Raw genomic sequence first — 16,614 nt, forward strand, 5'->3', positions numbered from 1 at the left:
CAGTAGCTTAAATAACATACGAGGCTGTAGTTTTTATTTTACAAAAACTACTACCGCTTACACGGAGAAAGACGAGCCACAACCACAAGTGGTAGTAGCGTTAGGGTTTTGTACAATAAAACGGCTACCTTGCAAACCTTCGGTATAATCTACCACGCCGCCCATCAGATACTGCAGGCTCATAGGGTCTACCACCATGGCGACACCCTGCTTCTCTACGACGAAATCGCCTTCATTCACTTTTTCATCGAAGGTAAAACCATACTGAAAGCCAGAACAACCACCACCGGTAATATACACCCGTAGCTTTAGCTCAGGGTTTTCCTCTTCACTGACCAGCAACGCCACTTTACGTGCTGCCGCTTCAGTAAATTCAATTGGTACAGCTGGCTCTGACATAACAACTCCACAGGTTTAGCTAAGGGGCAAATTATCTAATACTTGACTAATTTATTCAAGTATTAGCCCCGTTCAGCGCAGATTAGTTATCGTCTTCGATAATTAAGCTGATTTCTCAGCAACTTATGATAAACTCTGTATTAACTATTACGGGTGTTATGGCTTATGCAGCGCTGGCAGATCTGGCTTCCGTCTTTACAACGTCGTTTGGCATTACCGCAAACCTCACTGCAACTCTGTGTGTTGGGTATGCTAGGAGGGCTGGCGGCGTCCATTCTGATTATTTTATTCCGTTTAGCTATTATTGGCCTGCAAAGCTTTTTTTTAGATCGTACTGACGACTTTTCAACTGTTGGTACAGATATTCGCTGGATGCTACCACTTGGTGCTGCAGTATTAATCGGCCTTATCGCCTGGCTCACCGGCTATAAACATTACCGTCTTGGTATTCCCTTTGTTATCCATCGGATAAAGCTAAAATACGGCATGATGCCAACCCGTAATACCCTGAACCAGTTTTTTGGCGGCATATTGGCACTGGCCGGTGGTTTTTCTGTGGGTCGTGAAGGCCCCTCTGTGCATTTAGGTGCTTATGGTGCCAGCACCCTGGGTAAATATCTGCAATTGCCTTATAACAGCATTCGTATTCTGGCAGGCTGTGGTATCGCCGCTGGCATTTCCGCTTCGTTTAATACCCCACTGGCAGCAGTGATTTTTGTCATGGAAGTAGTGCTACGTGAATACCGCGTGCATGTGTTTATTCCTATTATGTTGTCTTCTGTGGTGGGCGCTCTGGTAACGCAAACGGTGTTTGGCAGTGGCAGAGAGCTGGCACTACTGAATATTGTTTCTATCAGCAGTTGGCATATACCCTATCTGGTGCTGTGCGGCATTGTGTTCGGCGCTATCGCCTTTGTATTTAACAAAAACATGATGCGCCTGATAAAGCTGTTTAAAAACTGGCCTTTGATCCTGCGGTTATGTCTCGCAGGCGCGCTTACTGCGGCAGTGGGTTATGTTATTCCGCATGCGATGGGCTCTGAAACCGGCGCTATTTACTACGCTGTAAATGCGCCGAATGACGTAACCCTGTTGCTGACCATTTTTGTCGGCAAAATGCTGCTAACCTTGTTCGCTTTAGGCCTGGGTGTGCCCGGTGGTGTGATTGGCCCGATATTTGGTATCGGTATTGTATTGGGTACTTTACTGGCGATTATTCCGTCTGCCATTATCGGTGACAACAGTATTGCCGGTACTTATGCGGTACTGGGTATGGCCGGGCTGATGGCCGCCACTATGCATGCGCCACTTGCTGCCTTGGTAGCCGTGATGGAGCTGGCGCATAACCCTGGCATTATTGTGCCCGCCATGGTGGTCATAACCACGGCTTATATTACCGGTGTACAGTTTTTTAATAACAAATCTATTTTTTTGCTGCAGCTCGACTTTTTACAAATGCCTTATAAGCTGTCTCCGGCTGACGACGTGCTGCAAAAAGTAGGCGTACTGGCACTGTTGGATAATCAGTATCAGTTGCTCGACAACCCGGACGAGCAACACGTGCTGCAGGCCCTGGATAAGCTGGAACCGCCGCATCAATTGCTGGTAAAACGGGATACGGGCGCTCAGAGCACGTTTTTGCTGGCAAGCTATGATGTTCAGCTGTCTATGACAGGTGCCAGCGCTGTGCAGTACTTGCCGTTACAGGGCTTAACGCATCAGGCTACTATGGCCGAGGTGTTTGCCATTTTGGAAGATAAGCGCGAAGGCGCAGTGTATATTTATCGCGAAGAAGAACCACAACAGCTGATAGGCATTATCCGCTGGGATCAGGTGCGCAGTTTATTGGTAAAACAGAACAATTTATTATGATGCTTATACTTGTATACAAAGCCTTACACGTGTTTTTTATGGTTGCCTGGTTTGCCGGTATCTTTTATCTGCCACGTTTATTTGTTTACCACGCCGGCACAACAAGCCCGGACTGCGACGCCGAATTTAAAGTGATGGAGCGGCGCTTACTCTATTTTGTCACACCTTTTGCCTTGCTTACACTAGTGTTTGGCTTACTGCTTATTCACAGTTACGGCGCAGCTTGGTTTAAAGCCAGCCACTGGCTGCACTATAAACTGCCGTTGGTGATGTTACTGTATGGGTATCACGCTTATTGTTTTAAATTACTGGCAGATTTTAAACACAACCGTAACCGGCGCAGCCCCCGGTTTTACCGTATTTTTAACGAAGTTCCGGTGCTGGTTTTACTGGCTATTATCCTGCTGGCGTACTTAAAACCTATGTAGTGGCGTATTCGCTTTTAGCCGGTGTTTTCGCGTATAATGCCGCCGTTTACTGCCGGTTCCGGGCCAGTTCCGGCCCGGGTTAATTCTTAGTGAAAAGAGCACTGACTATGAGCTTTAAAGGCGAACACATCCTCTCGGTAAGCCAGTTTGACCGTGACACCATTCAGCACGTTTTTCAGATAGCCCGCAACATGCAGCCTTATGCCAGCCGGCAAAAACGCACCAAGGTACTTGAAGGCGCTATTTTAGGTAACCTGTTCTTTGAACCCAGCACACGTACCCGGGTTAGTTTTGGCTGCGCGTTTAATTTGCTCGGTGGTGAAGTACGTGAGACTACCGGTATGGAATCGTCAGCGTTATCTAAAGGCGAATCGTTATTTGATACAGCCAGAGTCATTAGCAGCTACAGCGATGTTATTGCTATGCGCCATCCGCAAGCCGGCTCTGTTGCAGAATTTGCCCTTGGCAGCCGCGTGCCGGTATTAAATGGCGGAGATGGAGCCAACGAGCATCCCACTCAGGCACTGCTGGACTTATTCACAATTGAGCGCGAGCTGTCGTCGTCAGGCCAAAGCATTGATGGTATGCATATCGCTATGGTAGGTGACTTAAAATTCGGCCGCACCGTGCACTCATTATCCAAGCTGTTAAAGCTGTATAAAAATCTGCGTTTTACGCTTATTTCGCCCAAAGAGCTGGCCATGCCGGACGACATTGTCAGCGCCATTGAAAATGCCGGCCATCAGGTGAATATTACCGATGTGCTTGAGGGCAACCTGAATGCCGATATTGTCTACCAGACCCGTATTCAGGAAGAGCGCTTTCCGTCAAAAACAGAAGCCAATTTATACCGTGGCAAATTTCGTTTAAACCAGGAAATTTACACCCGCTACTGTAAATCCAACACCGTAATTATGCACCCGCTGCCGCGTGACTCGCGCATTGAAGCTAACGAGTTGGACAACGACTTAAACCTGAACCCCAATCTTGCTATCTTCCGCCAGGCAGATAATGGCATTCTGGTACGAATGGCCTTATTTGCCTTAACGCTGGGCGTTGAAGGAATTATTACCAATTACGAATGCGCTGTGCCCTGGTATAGCAACAAGCACAGTGGCTAATACAGCGTGTAGCTGTTTCAATTTATTTATCGGAAACTGATTTATGTCTTTATCTGCAGAACTGTTCCAACGTGCCCAGCACACTATCCCTGGCGGTGTAAACTCACCGGTGCGCGCATTTAAAAGCGTTGGTGGTACACCAGTATTTATTGACCGCGCCGACGGTGCTTACCTGTTTGATGTTGATGGCAAACGTTATATCGATTATATCGGCTCCTGGGGGCCAATGCTGTTGGGCCATAACCATCCGGCCATCCGTAATGCCGTTATTGAAGCTGCCGCCAAAGGTTTAAGTTTTGGCGCGCCCTGCCCGGCTGAGGTAACCATGGCTGAGCTGGTAAGCAAACTGGTGCCATCAATGGAAATGCTGCGGATGGTTAGCTCCGGCACAGAAGCTACGATGAGCGCCATTCGCTTAGCGCGTGGTTATACCGGCCGTAATACCATTGTTAAATTTGAAGGCTGCTACCATGGCCATGCTGACTCGCTGCTGGTAAAAGCCGGTTCAGGTGCACTGACACTTGGCGTACCAAACTCGCCTGGCGTACCGGCAGATTTTGCCAAATACACGTTAACCAGCGAATTTAACAACCTGCCGCAGTTAGCACAGTTATTTGCGCAGCACGGCGACGATATCGCCTGTATTATTGTCGAGCCGGTAGCCGGCAATATGAACTGTATTCCACCTGCCCCCGGCTTTTTACAAGGCCTGCGCCAACTGTGTGATCAATACGGCGCAGTGCTGATATTCGACGAAGTGATGACCGGCTTTCGCGTGGCACTGGGCGGCGCCCAGGCGGTGTATAACGTAACGCCGGATTTAACCACTTTAGGTAAAATTATCGGTGGCGGCATGCCGGTAGGCGCCTTTGGTGGCAAGCGCGACATTATGCAGCATATAGCGCCGCTGGGGGCGGTGTATCAGGCAGGCACTTTATCCGGCAACCCTATTGCTATGGCGGCAGGCCTGGCAGCTTTGACCGAGATCAGTAAGCCTGGCGTTTATGAGGCCTTAACGGCTAAAACGACTCAGCTGATTAATGGCATCAGCGCAGCCGCCGCAAAACATGGCGTGCCGCTGACGACCAATCAGGTGGGTGGTATGTTTGGTTTGTTCTTCACCACAGAAACCACAGTGACAAACTTTGCCCAGGCAACGCAGTGTGATACCGAGGCCTTTAAACGCTTCTTCCACCTGATGCTACAGCAGGGTATTTATCTGGCCCCTTCAGCTTATGAAGCCGGCTTTTTATCGCTGGCGCACAGTGACGCTGACCTGGCGCACACCATAACGGCAGCAGAGCAGAGCTTTAAACAGCTTTAACGGCGGTTTTGCAACCAGACAATATCGGTATCGTACGGCCGTTGCCGTACGATATAGCCAAGGCCATTGCCATTGCTGTAAATTGCCACCGGCATTTCCTGCTCAGTGATCAGTAACGCATTCGCTTGCTGTGACAACCAGTCAAAATGATAAACAGCGGTATTGTTATCTACCAGCCAGTAAATCCCCGTATTGTCAGTAAACCATTGTTCACCACTGCTACTACGCCAATCAATTTGTACCGGTAAGTTGATTAGCTCATGTGCCGGCGTTAATAAAGCCAGGTTTGCAGTATTAGCAAACTGCAGCACTAAGCTCTGCTGCGGGCCACAACGTACATCTGTAACACCGGCCATAATCCAGTCTGGCTTGTTGCTTTTTTCGCTCATCAGCACCCAGCCATCTGCTGTCAGGGCTGTCCAGTACAACGTGCCGTGGCAACTGGCGTAACGTCCTGGCGATGTTACATCGTGATACCGTTGTAACTGGCCTGATGCCAGGTCAAGCTGATACAGGCTGGCGTTAATTAATACCAGTAATTGCTGTTGGTGCCATAGCAGTTGTTGTACATGTTGTTGCTCAGTAAAACGGGTGATTTGAGTGCTATCCCGCTCCTGCGCCAGCCAGACTTGGCTATGTCCGGCACGTTCTGATACAAAAGCCGCCCGGCCGGTGTCACTTATTGCCAGTAAACGTTCACTGCGGTTACTGACATGCCATGGCAGTAACTTTACCCCACCGCTTATTTCCGGACTATCAGCCACCCGGAGGATATCGGTGGTGTAATCTAAATACTGTGTTGCCAGCACCTGCCCCGGGTAACGTGATGCCTGAGTCAGCTCCCGTGTCATTGGCCCCAAACCCTGGCTGCTATTTGATTTTAACGAAACAATCTGTAACTCCTGCTGCCCGGCAGATAACAACAGTTGCCGCTCATCCCACCAGCTAAACTGAGTAATAACATAAGGAAAATCCAGTAACTTCTCAAACTTACCGTCCGGCAATGTTAACTGCAGCAAAACTGACTGATTGGCCGTCTGCTGGGCAACAACGTACAAGCTGTCATTACGAATTAACATATACGAAATATCGCGCCAGCGATTGTGCTGTGACAACAACAGCTCAGCGGCCTTTCCGGGCAAAGCACTCCACAGCTGTAGCTGATTTGTATCAGCATCGATATCCAGCCACAGCAGCTTTTGCTGCCACACAGCGGCGCCCTGAGGCAGCACTTTCTGACAAGGCCAAAGTAGCTCAGGTTTTATTGCCGGTTTTATATGTTGACGATAAAAGTAGCAACCACCATCGATGTTTTCGGCTCGGAAGATGATATGCTCAGCATCCAGCCACAGCGCCTGGGACAACTGGCGGTATTTTTGTGGCATGTGCTCAACCCTGAGGTCTGTCAGGTTCTGCAAGCTCCAGTTAAATAAGGTACTATCCACAGCTTTATGCTGATACAACACATGCGAACCACCAGGTGTTAATACCGGCCAGTATTCCTGCCCGCTTAACGCACTAATGGGGGTAATGGTATCAGGTAATTTTATCAACGGCGCTGAGGTATAGGTCGCCAGCACATATGCCAGGCTGGCACAGCCAATAATCACCGCTGTCGCAGTACCAGCAATAAAGCGCCAGGCAGCACGCGGTTTTATATCAGGCCCCATGTCAGCCGCTACTGCGTTAACACTAACACCCTCTGCGCTGACAGCGGCAATATCCTGCAACTTGGCCGGTGTAATAGTCGCCAGCCAGCGATAACCTTTTTTTGATGCTGTCTCTATATAGCTTGGCGCCCGCACATCGTCGCCAAGTACTTTACGCAATGCTCCGACAGCACGCATAACGGCAGCATCAGTACCTTCATCTGCAGGCCAGACTTTTTCAATCAGTGTATCTTTGGCCAACAAAATACCGGGGTGCAGTAAAAAGTAATTAAGCAGGCTATGTAAGCGCGGTTCCAGCCGGACCATATCGTCTGCACTAGTGGCATCAACCGGCCACAGCTGACCATAGATCACCTGATAATACCAGTTTCCAATTTGTACCACGGGGTCAAGATTTGACATTAAGGTCCGCCCGACAATTGATTGTCTGGGCGGATTATACCTTAACTATAAGAAATGTTTAGCGTTGTTAATTGAGGAACGCTTATGACAGTTTTAATTTATCACTGCTGGTGTCTTGAGTTTTATCTTTACTACCTTTTGTTTCCACCGGCGAGTAAAAGTCCGGGATAGTACAAAGCGGGTAGTAAACACAGGCATAAAGTAGCTGATCATTTGCACTCGAGGTATCCATGAGATTAGCTTTTTTCACAGCAAAACCTGCAGTGCCCAACAAAGCAACGAACATAATTGTAAGTGTAGTTTTCATTTCCAGCTCCTGAGTTATCATTGGCTTACAAACCAACCATAGGAGCATCAACTCGTTATAACTCGATGACTTTCAGATAAATTTTTTATAAAACGTCGACGTCGTTCTCAATTACCGCAATATCCATATCGCCAAAATCATATTCCAGCATAAAAATAAATTTTTCATCAGCACTGATGCTAAAGCGGCCAAACTGGATCGGCTCCAGCACATTAGTAATGTCATCAGCAGCGAAATCCAGATAACTTAAGCGATAATTTAGCTCGTCAACAAGATAAGAGTAATAAATACCTGTTTTTCGCAGCTCAAATCTCAGCATAACTTGCGTTTCTGGTAATTCAATTTTCAATTTTTGCGGCTGCTCACCAGCCCGCTGTATGTAAAATTGTTTATCTCTGCTGCTACGCCAGAATGCATAGTCAGCGTAATAACTTTCGTAGTAATACTCTTTGTCATTAGCAAAAACCTCCCGTTTGCCAAGATCATTGATATCACGTTGTATAACCTGCCAGCGTCCTTGCCGGGCTTCAGAGTAAAACAACGATTTACCATCTTTGGACCAACTGGGAAAGGCCAGTACAGCATCCTTCTCGCCCGCTATTTTCAGCGGATTGCCCTCAATATCAAACAGCCAAATTTCATCATTTAACTGCACCATAAGCCGGCTGCCATTTGGTGAAAACATTAAACTGCGAATACGCTGCGCATCGCTAAAGTTTGTTAGCTGTTTCTGACTGCCGTCATGATAAAACAACCATACCTGCTGCGAGCCTGAACGCCTTGACACAACGGCAGTTGGGCCATCTTCTACTGGATTAGCTTCAACAAAAGTTTCATTCCGGTTAGAGCTGAATACCGGTTCATTGTGAGTTTCATTATTCGTTATGCGATTTGATACTTTTTTAGGGTTTATTCTGGAGAAATTGCCAATTGACGCAACTATTTTCCCTGAGGTTGTAACTTGCAATTCACTGGCGTAAGCATCTGTGTAAGCCAGAATGGTGGGCTCGCCTTTATCCAGCCACACTCTGCCAAGTGCATTGGATGCCGAAGGGTAGATAATAGAGCTGTCCGTTAAGTCCCAGTCGACATTGCCTGGAAAGGTATCAGGCACTTTTGTTAATAACCGTGTTGATCTATCTGCTAGATTAAGCAACCAGATTTGTGCAGAACCCGCAGCTTCCCTAAGGAATACCAGTTGATCTCCGGCGCGGGAAAAACGCGCGGCATAATCACCAAAACTACTTGAAGGCGGCACCGTAAGCACTTCTGATATGGTGTTATCAGTCGAGGTCATTTGCAAAACCATCTGCTTTTTAACATCATCCATATTAGGGTAAACAATATAGCGGCCATCAGGTGACCAGCTAATTCTGATCGATACCGATTTTTCTCCACAATACTTTAGTAAATTATCATCCAGCACCTGCATTTTATCTGCGCTAAGCGACATAAGGCGGATTTCGCATTTCTCATTCTGATAGTACCGCTGGTAAGCAATCTTAGTCCCGTCAGGGCTAAATACTGCACCGAAGCTATTGTACGATTTATCAGTTAACTGTGCCCTTTTATGCTCCTGCAAATCCTGCAGCATCAGTACAGAAACAACGTTAGCATCAGGCGCCGCGTAGCTATACACCAGATACCGTTCGTCCGCTGATACATTGTGGTAAAACTCCAGCCCGTCCAGTGCGGTGATAGGTGTGTAACGCCACATAGGAATAGTGCTGGAGGTATCATCAGTTGCCGTGTTATCTGCAGGCCATAGCCACCAGGTAAGCGCCATAATCAGCACAGTAACCAGAGCAAACACGCTAACCAGTAAGGGGTTTGATCTTAACGGCGTGCTATCGCTATGTGCCGGAGTAAGCACCGGTTCAGTATCTTCTTTAACGGCCAGAGGCACAATTTCAGATACCGGCGCGATAAAGCGATAACCGCGTTTAGGAATGGTTTCAATATAACGGGGTTCACGGGTGTCATCCCCCAGCGCGACCCTTAATACCCTGATAACGCGGGTTACCCTGCCGTCAGATACGTCGCGTATACCCCATACATCCAGCAGCAGCTCATCTTTTGTAACCAGCTTGCCTGCGTTGACAATAAAGTAGTTAGCTACCTTCTGACACAGGTTATCTAAATCTGCGGTAATACTCAGCCTACCCTCAGCATCAAACTTCATCAGTTTGTCCTGCTCAGGTATATACTGCCATTCACCAACCTGTAACAGCTGGTTTGGTTTTATCGCCATAGGTTCAGACAATCGTTGTTATTCTTCTATACATTCTGTTGGTAATGGCATTTCAACTGAAATCGCAGGTAATAACAATACGTTAAGGCAATTTTGTGGCTGCGGATAGCCAGTTTTTGCTGAGAATGCCTGTAAAGATACCTGTTCAGGCATGGCTCTGAGCAATGAATTCACGCCTTGCAGCGTAAAATACCGGCTAAAAACATTTAATGCTCCGCTGGCACCGGTTAAGCCTATAGCTTTATTATCATCACGACCTAACCATACTGTCATCAGTGTTTGTTGATCAAAGCCACTAAACCAGCTGTCCCGGTAATCGCTTGATGTACCTGTTTTGCCAGCTAAAATCTCGCCGGGGAAAGCACTGCTCAGCGCACGTGCCGTACCTGTTTTTGCCGCCTGGATTAGCGCATATTGTAATAAATACACTTCTTGTTCATTGTAGCGCCGGGTTAGTCGGTGCTCACGCAGATGCAACGGGTGGCCGTTTGCATCAGTTACAGCATATAAAGTGCTAAGCTGCTGATGCATGCCGTTGTTGGCCAGCGTCTGGTACAACTGCGTCACTTCCAGTGGGCTTAGCTCTATCGCCCCCAACAATGCAGCCGGATGCAGTTTTACTCTGCGGTTTAATCCCAGCTTACGTAAACCGTCACTGACAGCAGGCAGGCCAAGCTGCAGCCCCAGCCTTACTGTGGGAATATTTAATGAATTAACCAGCGCATCCAGTAAACTTACCTGACCTCTGAACTTTTTATCAAAATTCTGTGGCTGCCAATCCTGATCATTACTACGTAAGCGGATCGGGCTGTCATCCAGTGGGGTAGCTAATGTGTAGCGGCCACGCTGAGCTAAGGCCTCAAGAAAAATAACCGGCTTGACAATACTGCCAATCTGCCGCCTGGCATCAGTAGCCCGGTTAAAACCGCCCTGCACCGCCACTTTACTGCCCACCATAGCGTTAATTTCTGCCTGCCGGTAGTCCACTACTACAGCGGCTGCCTGTAATTCCGGGTCCAACGGAGCAAGCTGGCTGCTAACGGCTTGCTCAATCGCTGCCTGAGCCTGAATATCAAGGTACGTAAATACTTTGATGCCTTTGTCCTGATATTGCTCATCAATACTTAACTGGCGCAGTTCTTTTTTAACCGCATCCAGATAGGAAGCAAAACCGGTATTCATATACTGGTTACGCGAAATCACAGCTATCGGCTGCTCTACCGCCTGCTCGTATTGCTTACGGTCAAGAAATTTTTGTTCAAACATCAACCGCAATACCAGATCACGCCGCTCTTTAGCCCTTGCCGGGAAACGGCGGGGATCAAAGTACGACGGCCCTTTTAAAATGCCGATCATCAAGGCGTATTCTGCCGCCGTTAACTCGGTCAGCGGCTTGCCAAAGTAAAACCGGCTCCCCAGGCCAACGCCGTGCACGGCATTGGCATGATTTTGCCCGACAAAAACTTCATTCAGATAGGCTTCAAGGATTTGGTCTTTGTTAAAGCGATAATCCAGCACCAGCGCGATCATTGCCTCGTTGACCTTACGCCACAAGGTGCGATCGCTGTTAAGGTACATATTCTTTGCCAATTGCTGTGTCAGCGTTGATCCCCCCTGCACAGTGCGCCCGGCGGTTATATTTACCCACAACGCTCTGAGTACTGCCAGCGGTGACACCCCATGGTGGTGATAAAAGTCGCGGTCTTCAACCAATAGCAAGGTATCTTTGAATATTTCAGGCACTTGCTGCAGTTGCACCAGTTCACGGTCTTCCTGTTGTGCCGACACCAGATGGTCAATCAGTTGAGGTTCGAGCCGGGCAAAATTCAGCGCTTCTTTTTGCTGGCGCTGGGTGATACGGTTAATACCACCACGGTTAAATTCGACACTAAACAGCTGAGCCGCCTCATAGCCTTCAACATACATAAAGGGGCGCCGGTAAACTGAAACATGATTGCGTGATACGCTGTATTGCCCGGCTGCAGATAATGCGGGGTTACGCTGGTACTGTAACGAGTTTAGCTGCTGAATAAATTGCTGTTGTGTCAGAATTTTACCGGGATAAAGATCTACACTCTTGGCATAAATTTGTGCAGGCACCTGCCACTTCTGGCCACTAAACTTTTTACTTATTTTGCTATCCAGATACAGAAAATAAAAAGCCAGCAGCACTAACAGCAACAACGCCACTTTAGCCAGCAGCCACAATGGCTTATGCCACCAGACTGCATGCAGCACGCCGGGCACAGCACGCTTTTTATTGCTGCGCCTGGGGCTGTCTTTTTTACTGCTCATCGTAACATCGCCTTTTTAGTTTTCGTTGTCGGCATGGCCTGCGCCGGATCTTCCGGCCAATAATGTTTCGGGTAGCGTCCGCGCATTTCTTTTCTGGCCTCCTGCCAGGCATTTTGCCAGAAACTGGCTAAATTCTGCGTTACCTGTAGGGGTTGTCTGGAGGGTGACAACAGCTCTACTGTGATATTTATTTTGCCCTGCAATAACGTTGGCGACTGCATCTGACCATACATTTCCTGAACCCGCACTGAAAGCCTGGGGCCACCCTCGGCCAGGTAATTAATACTCAGTCTTGAACCAGTGGGCGCCTGCCAGTGCGTGGGTAATAACTGGTTCAATATCTGCTGTTGCTGATAATTTAAACATTGCAGCAGCGCGTCATACAGTGGGATCTGCGCCAAAGCCGTACTTTTACTGATTTGTGCCAGATAACTGCCCAGCCAATTGGGTAAAGTGGCCAGTAAAGCGTCGTCAGAAAAGTCCGGCCAGCCAGCATCGCTCTGCTGTTGCTGCAGTAACCTGACTCTTGCGCGCAGTTGTAATGCAGTGTCGGTCCAGTTCAGGCAATTCAGGCCTTTACTGGCAATATAATTTTGCCACGCCTGCTGTTTTTGCTCTGCAGTTAACTGCAAGGCAGCGGGCTTGGCGGCCAGTAAGCACTGGCCAAACTTCAGTTGTTGTTCGGTAAAAAAACTTCCGCTTTTATCATCCCAGAAGGTTTGCGTTTGCCAGTTAAGCTCAGCCTGCCAATCAGATAACACCCCATCCGGGCTGATACTGACGGCATGGTAAATGCGGTTTTCACGGCCAAACTGCTGCATATGCAATACCACCAGCCAGGGCTGGCCGCTAAGGCTGTGATTGTCCGGCAGTACGGCACCAATGCCATTGGCTAACTGGTACCCCTGGCCCCGGCGTTTGGCCAGCCGATCGGGAAAAGCCCGCAACGCCAGCACCGGCACTAATTCCAGTGGTAACACTTCGCTTAGCTGACAACCAAGCAAGCGGGCGAAACTTTGCGCCTGCTGCCATTGTTGCGCCAGCGTCTGCTTAACACGGCCAAGCAGGCTGTATATATCGCCCTGTAGCACTCGGGTATCTTCAAGTATTGCTGCCAGCACGCACGCCAGCGCCGATGCATGCCGCTGCCCCTGTAACTCCAGTTGCTGTGCATGCAGCAACATGGCCGCTAATCTGGGATCCGTAGCCAGTTTATGTGCTTGCCGGCCGCTGGCAGTAATAACACCTTTGCTGTCAATAAAACCCAGCTGTTGTAATAACTGTTCTGCCACCGCTAAATTTGCTGCCGGTGGCGGTGTTAGCCAGTGCAAATCGTCTACCTGACAACCCCAGGCCGCAACTTCAAGTCGCAGGGCGGTTAAATCGCTTACTTCGATCTCTGGTGCTTCAAACCGGGCCCGGCGTTGCCATTTTTCTGCGGTATCGAGCCGGTAGCAATGGCCAGGGGACAGGCGTCCTGCACGCCCGGCACGCTGGGTAGCTGCCGCCTGGCTAATAGCGCAGGTTTCCAGCACACTTAAACCCTGGCGCGGGTTAAACCGGCTTTGCCGGCACAGGCCGCTATCTATTACCACGGTAATGCCGTCTATGGTTAAACTGGTTTCGGCCAGATTAGTTGATAGCACCACCTTGCGTAAGCCTGCCGGCGGCGCTGCAATAGCTGCCTGCTGTTGCGCCAACGTCAGGCTACCTAATAAACGGTGCAGTTGCACATTGGCAGCTAAACCTTGCTGCTCCAGCAGCTGGGCACTTTGGTTAATTTCAGCCTGACCGGGTAAAAACACCAGAATATTGCCATTGTGTTTACTCAGCGCCTGTTGCACTAAACCAGCAATTTGCTGCGCCAGCGGTTGGCTACCCGGTAGTGCATACTCCACCGTTACCGGATAACTACGGCCTTCACTGGCCAACACCGGTGCATTAAGTTTGCCGGCCAGTTGCGCCATATCCAATGTAGCTGACATAATTAATAACTGCAGCTCAGGGCGTAATTGTTGTACTTCCAGGCACAGTGCCAGTGCTAAATCCGCATGCAGTGAACGCTCATGAAATTCATCAAACAGTAAAAGATCCACGGCTGTCAGTTCAGGGTCTTGCTGTAATTTGCGCGTTAGTACGCCTTCAGTAACAATAAGCAACCGCGTTTTACTGCCATGCTTTTGCTCCTGACGAATTTGATAACCTACAGTTTCGCCGACAGCTTCACCCAGTTGTGCCGCCAAATACGCAGCGATACTTTTGGCCGCTAAACGACGCGGCTCCAGCATTAATAGCTTTTTACCGGCAAAATCGGGGTGCTGTAATAAATAAAACGGCAGATAAGTCGATTTGCCAGCCCCGGGCGGGGCCGACAAAATCACTTTATTATGTTGCTGTAACAGTGACAGCAATTGCGGAAAAATATCAGCGACAGGTAACACAACTTAACCCGAAAAAACCCTATTGGCGTCAGTTTACCCTGTTTTAGGCTGACGCCCCAAACTTGTTAAGATTTCGGGTTAAGCTTTTGAGTTAGGCTTCAGGCTTCGCCAAGTAAAGTGGCACTGATGGTACGAATGCCCTGCCCGGTAGCACCGGCGGCCCAAAAAGCATTGTTGTTGTTATTAAAAGCAGCGGCTAAATCAAAGTGCAACCAGCCCTTGCCTTCATCAGGCACAAAGCGGCTTAAAAAGCCGGCTGCGTTGCTGGCACCACCAGCGCCCCCACCTTTTACCGGCCGACTGTTGGCCGTATCGGCATAAGCTGACGGACACTGTTGCTGATGCCACAGCTCCAGCGGTAACTGCCAGGTAGGCTCCTGCACTTGCTCTGCGTAGTTAAGTGCTTTTTGCGCTAAAGCTTTATCCAATGCAAACAATGCATTGTATTCTGCGCCAACCGCCGTCATAGCTGCCCCGGTTAAAGTAGCAGCATCAATAATCAACCCGGCACCGCTTTGTGCAGCGCACATCAGGCCATCGGCCAATACTAAGCGGCCTTCGGCGTCGGTGTTTACAATTTCAACGGTAGTACCGTTTTTGTACGTAATAATATCGCCCAGTTTATAAGCGTTACTGCTGATCAGGTTTTCCGCACAGCATAAAATCAGCTGTACGCGTTTATTCAGGCCCTGCAGTATCGCCAGTGCCAGCGCAGCCGTTACCGTAGCGGCGCCACCCATATCACATTTCATTGTCAGCATGCTTTCGGTGGCTTTAATCGAGTAACCGCCGCTGTCAAAGGTAATACCCTTACCCACCAGCGCAGCGCTGACCGGCGCGTCGGCCTGGCCTGTCGGGTTGTAGTCCAGCACCAGCATTGCCGGTTTGCGGGCACTGCCACGCCCTACGGCATGCAAGCCATTCCAGCCTTGCTCTAACAGTTGCTCATCAAGCAAAATATGGCTGTTAACCGTGCCTTTAGGGGCAATATCTGCAATAAAAGCTGCCGCCTGTTTTGCCAGTTGCTCGGGGTATAGTTCATCCGGTGTTTGGTTTATCAGTTGTTTGGCCCAGCTAAAACACTGTGCCAGTTGCTCCAGTTGAGTCTGCGCGGCATCGTTGTTAAACAGCACGCCACCTTGTTTTTTTGCACTGCAAAAGCCCTGATAAAATGCCCATTGCAGTTCCAGTGTCCAGTTGTCACCGGTTAACTGCACCTGAGTTAAGCCTAAATTATCTAAGCTGCGCGCCGCCTTTTGCACACTGCGCTGTGCGTCTTTGGTATTAAAATGAATTTGAAAACCAGTTGCGGTAGGGGTAAGTAAAGCTTTACCCCATTTACTTGCCACCGTTTCTGCCTGTAGCTGAATTTGCACAACGTCTGTCATCTGTCACCCTTTTTTCAGTGCTGTTTTGCGTTAAATGCGATGCTAATCAGTGTATCACAAGGCTTTACGGTGGAAACATAAGCTCGTTATTTTGCTGCTGTACCAAGCTGAAGCGCGCGTTAAATTGCCGTAAATTAAATAAGATGACGATAGGCCCGCCAGTCTGTATACTTCCGCGTCTTTTTAAATCTGATTGCGATGCCAGCAATATTCTGCTATCTATAGCCGCCATATTTTTTCGCTTGGCATTATACAGGAGATGATTATGCCAGAAGGCAATACTACCAAAACGCTGGGCTTACTTGCCCTTGCAGGCGTAGCGCCATATCAGGAAGCTGTCGGGGAAGAGTACATGAACCCGAAGCAACTGGAACATTTCCGCCGCATTCTCGACGCCTGGCGTCAGCAGCTGCGCGAAGAAGTTGATCGCACCAAGAACCATATGGCAGATGAAGCTGCTAACTTCCCGGATCCGGTAGATCGTGCCGCTCAGGAAGAAGAATTCAGTTTAGAACTGCGCGCCCGTGACCGTGAGCGTAAGCTGCTGAAGAAAATTGAAAAAACTTTGCAGAAAATCGAAGACGAAGACTTTGGTTACTGTGATACCTGCGGTATTGAAATTGGTATTAAGCGCCTGGAAGCCCGTCCAACGGCTGACATGTGTATCGATTGCAAAACCTTAGCAGAAATTAAGGAAAAGCAACTGGGCGGCTAAG

Annotated in this window: 12 protein-coding genes; 5 read left to right on the forward strand and 7 right to left on the reverse strand. The window is 48.9% G+C overall.

Annotated features, from left to right (window positions below):
• Positions 1–57: 57 nt before the first annotated feature.
• Entirely contained in the window at positions 58–399 is a 342-nt protein-coding gene (erpA, locus tag BLW68_RS11095) for an iron-sulfur cluster insertion protein ErpA (RefSeq protein ID WP_092793246.1), read from the reverse strand.
• A gap of 165 nt (positions 400–564) precedes the next feature.
• Here erpA and BLW68_RS11100 point away from each other — a divergent pair, with 165 nt between their 5' ends.
• The 4 genes from BLW68_RS11100 (at position 565) to hemL (ending at position 5,144) form a co-directional block, all read left to right on the forward strand.
• Entirely contained in the window at positions 565–2,271 is a 1,707-nt protein-coding gene (locus BLW68_RS11100) for a chloride channel protein (RefSeq protein WP_092793351.1), read from the forward strand.
• Positions 2,268–2,699: a CopD family protein gene (locus BLW68_RS11105; protein WP_092793248.1), complete on the forward strand. Its 432-nt coding sequence runs from the start codon at positions 2,268–2,270 to the stop codon at positions 2,697–2,699. The genes BLW68_RS11100 and BLW68_RS11105 overlap by 4 nt, the downstream gene beginning before the upstream one ends.
• Positions 2,700–2,806: 107 nt before the next feature.
• A complete protein-coding gene (locus BLW68_RS11110) occupies positions 2,807–3,820 on the forward strand; it encodes an aspartate carbamoyltransferase (RefSeq protein ID WP_092793250.1) in 1,014 nt (337 codons plus the stop codon).
• Positions 3,821–3,863: 43 nt separating this feature from the next.
• Positions 3,864–5,144, forward strand: coding sequence for a glutamate-1-semialdehyde 2,1-aminomutase (gene hemL / locus BLW68_RS11115; protein ID WP_092793251.1), 1,281 nt, complete (start codon positions 3,864–3,866; stop codon positions 5,142–5,144).
• Here the strand turns inward: hemL and BLW68_RS11120 are convergent.
• From BLW68_RS11120 to pepB, 6 genes are all read right to left on the reverse strand, one after another.
• Positions 5,141–7,216 (reverse strand): winged helix-turn-helix domain-containing protein, encoded by a 2,076-nt coding sequence (locus BLW68_RS11120; protein WP_092793253.1) that lies wholly within the window; start codon positions 7,214–7,216, stop codon positions 5,141–5,143. The genes hemL and BLW68_RS11120 overlap by 4 nt on opposite strands.
• 82 nt (positions 7,217–7,298) lie before the next feature.
• Positions 7,299–7,523, reverse strand: coding sequence for a hypothetical protein (locus BLW68_RS11125; protein ID WP_092793255.1), 225 nt, complete (start codon positions 7,521–7,523; stop codon positions 7,299–7,301).
• Between the two features lie 85 nt (positions 7,524–7,608).
• Positions 7,609–9,786 (reverse strand): winged helix-turn-helix domain-containing protein, encoded by a 2,178-nt coding sequence (locus tag BLW68_RS11130; RefSeq protein ID WP_143039950.1) that lies wholly within the window; start codon positions 9,784–9,786, stop codon positions 7,609–7,611.
• Positions 9,787–9,792: 6 nt separating this feature from the next.
• A complete protein-coding gene (gene mrcB, locus BLW68_RS11135) occupies positions 9,793–12,069 on the reverse strand; it encodes a penicillin-binding protein 1B (protein WP_092793259.1) in 2,277 nt (758 codons plus the stop codon).
• Positions 12,066–14,510, reverse strand: a complete 2,445-nt coding sequence (gene hrpB / locus BLW68_RS11140; RefSeq protein WP_092793261.1) for an ATP-dependent helicase HrpB — start codon at positions 14,508–14,510, stop codon at positions 12,066–12,068. The genes mrcB and hrpB overlap by 4 nt, the downstream gene beginning before the upstream one ends.
• Before the next feature lie 98 nt (positions 14,511–14,608).
• The gene (gene pepB / locus BLW68_RS11145; protein WP_092793263.1) at positions 14,609–15,898 is read right to left on the reverse strand and encodes an aminopeptidase PepB; all 1,290 of its coding nucleotides are present in this window, start codon (positions 15,896–15,898) and stop codon (positions 14,609–14,611) included.
• Between the two features lie 265 nt (positions 15,899–16,163).
• Between pepB and dksA the strand changes: the two genes are divergently transcribed.
• Positions 16,164–16,613: an RNA polymerase-binding protein DksA gene (dksA, locus tag BLW68_RS11150; RefSeq protein ID WP_008217905.1), complete on the forward strand. Its 450-nt coding sequence runs from the start codon at positions 16,164–16,166 to the stop codon at positions 16,611–16,613.
• The last annotated feature ends 1 nt before the right edge of the window (position 16,614 follow it).

The sequence above is a fragment of the Rheinheimera pacifica genome (genome assembly GCF_900108485.1).
In the GTDB taxonomy this organism is placed as follows: domain Bacteria; phylum Pseudomonadota; class Gammaproteobacteria; order Enterobacterales; family Alteromonadaceae; genus Alishewanella; species Alishewanella pacifica.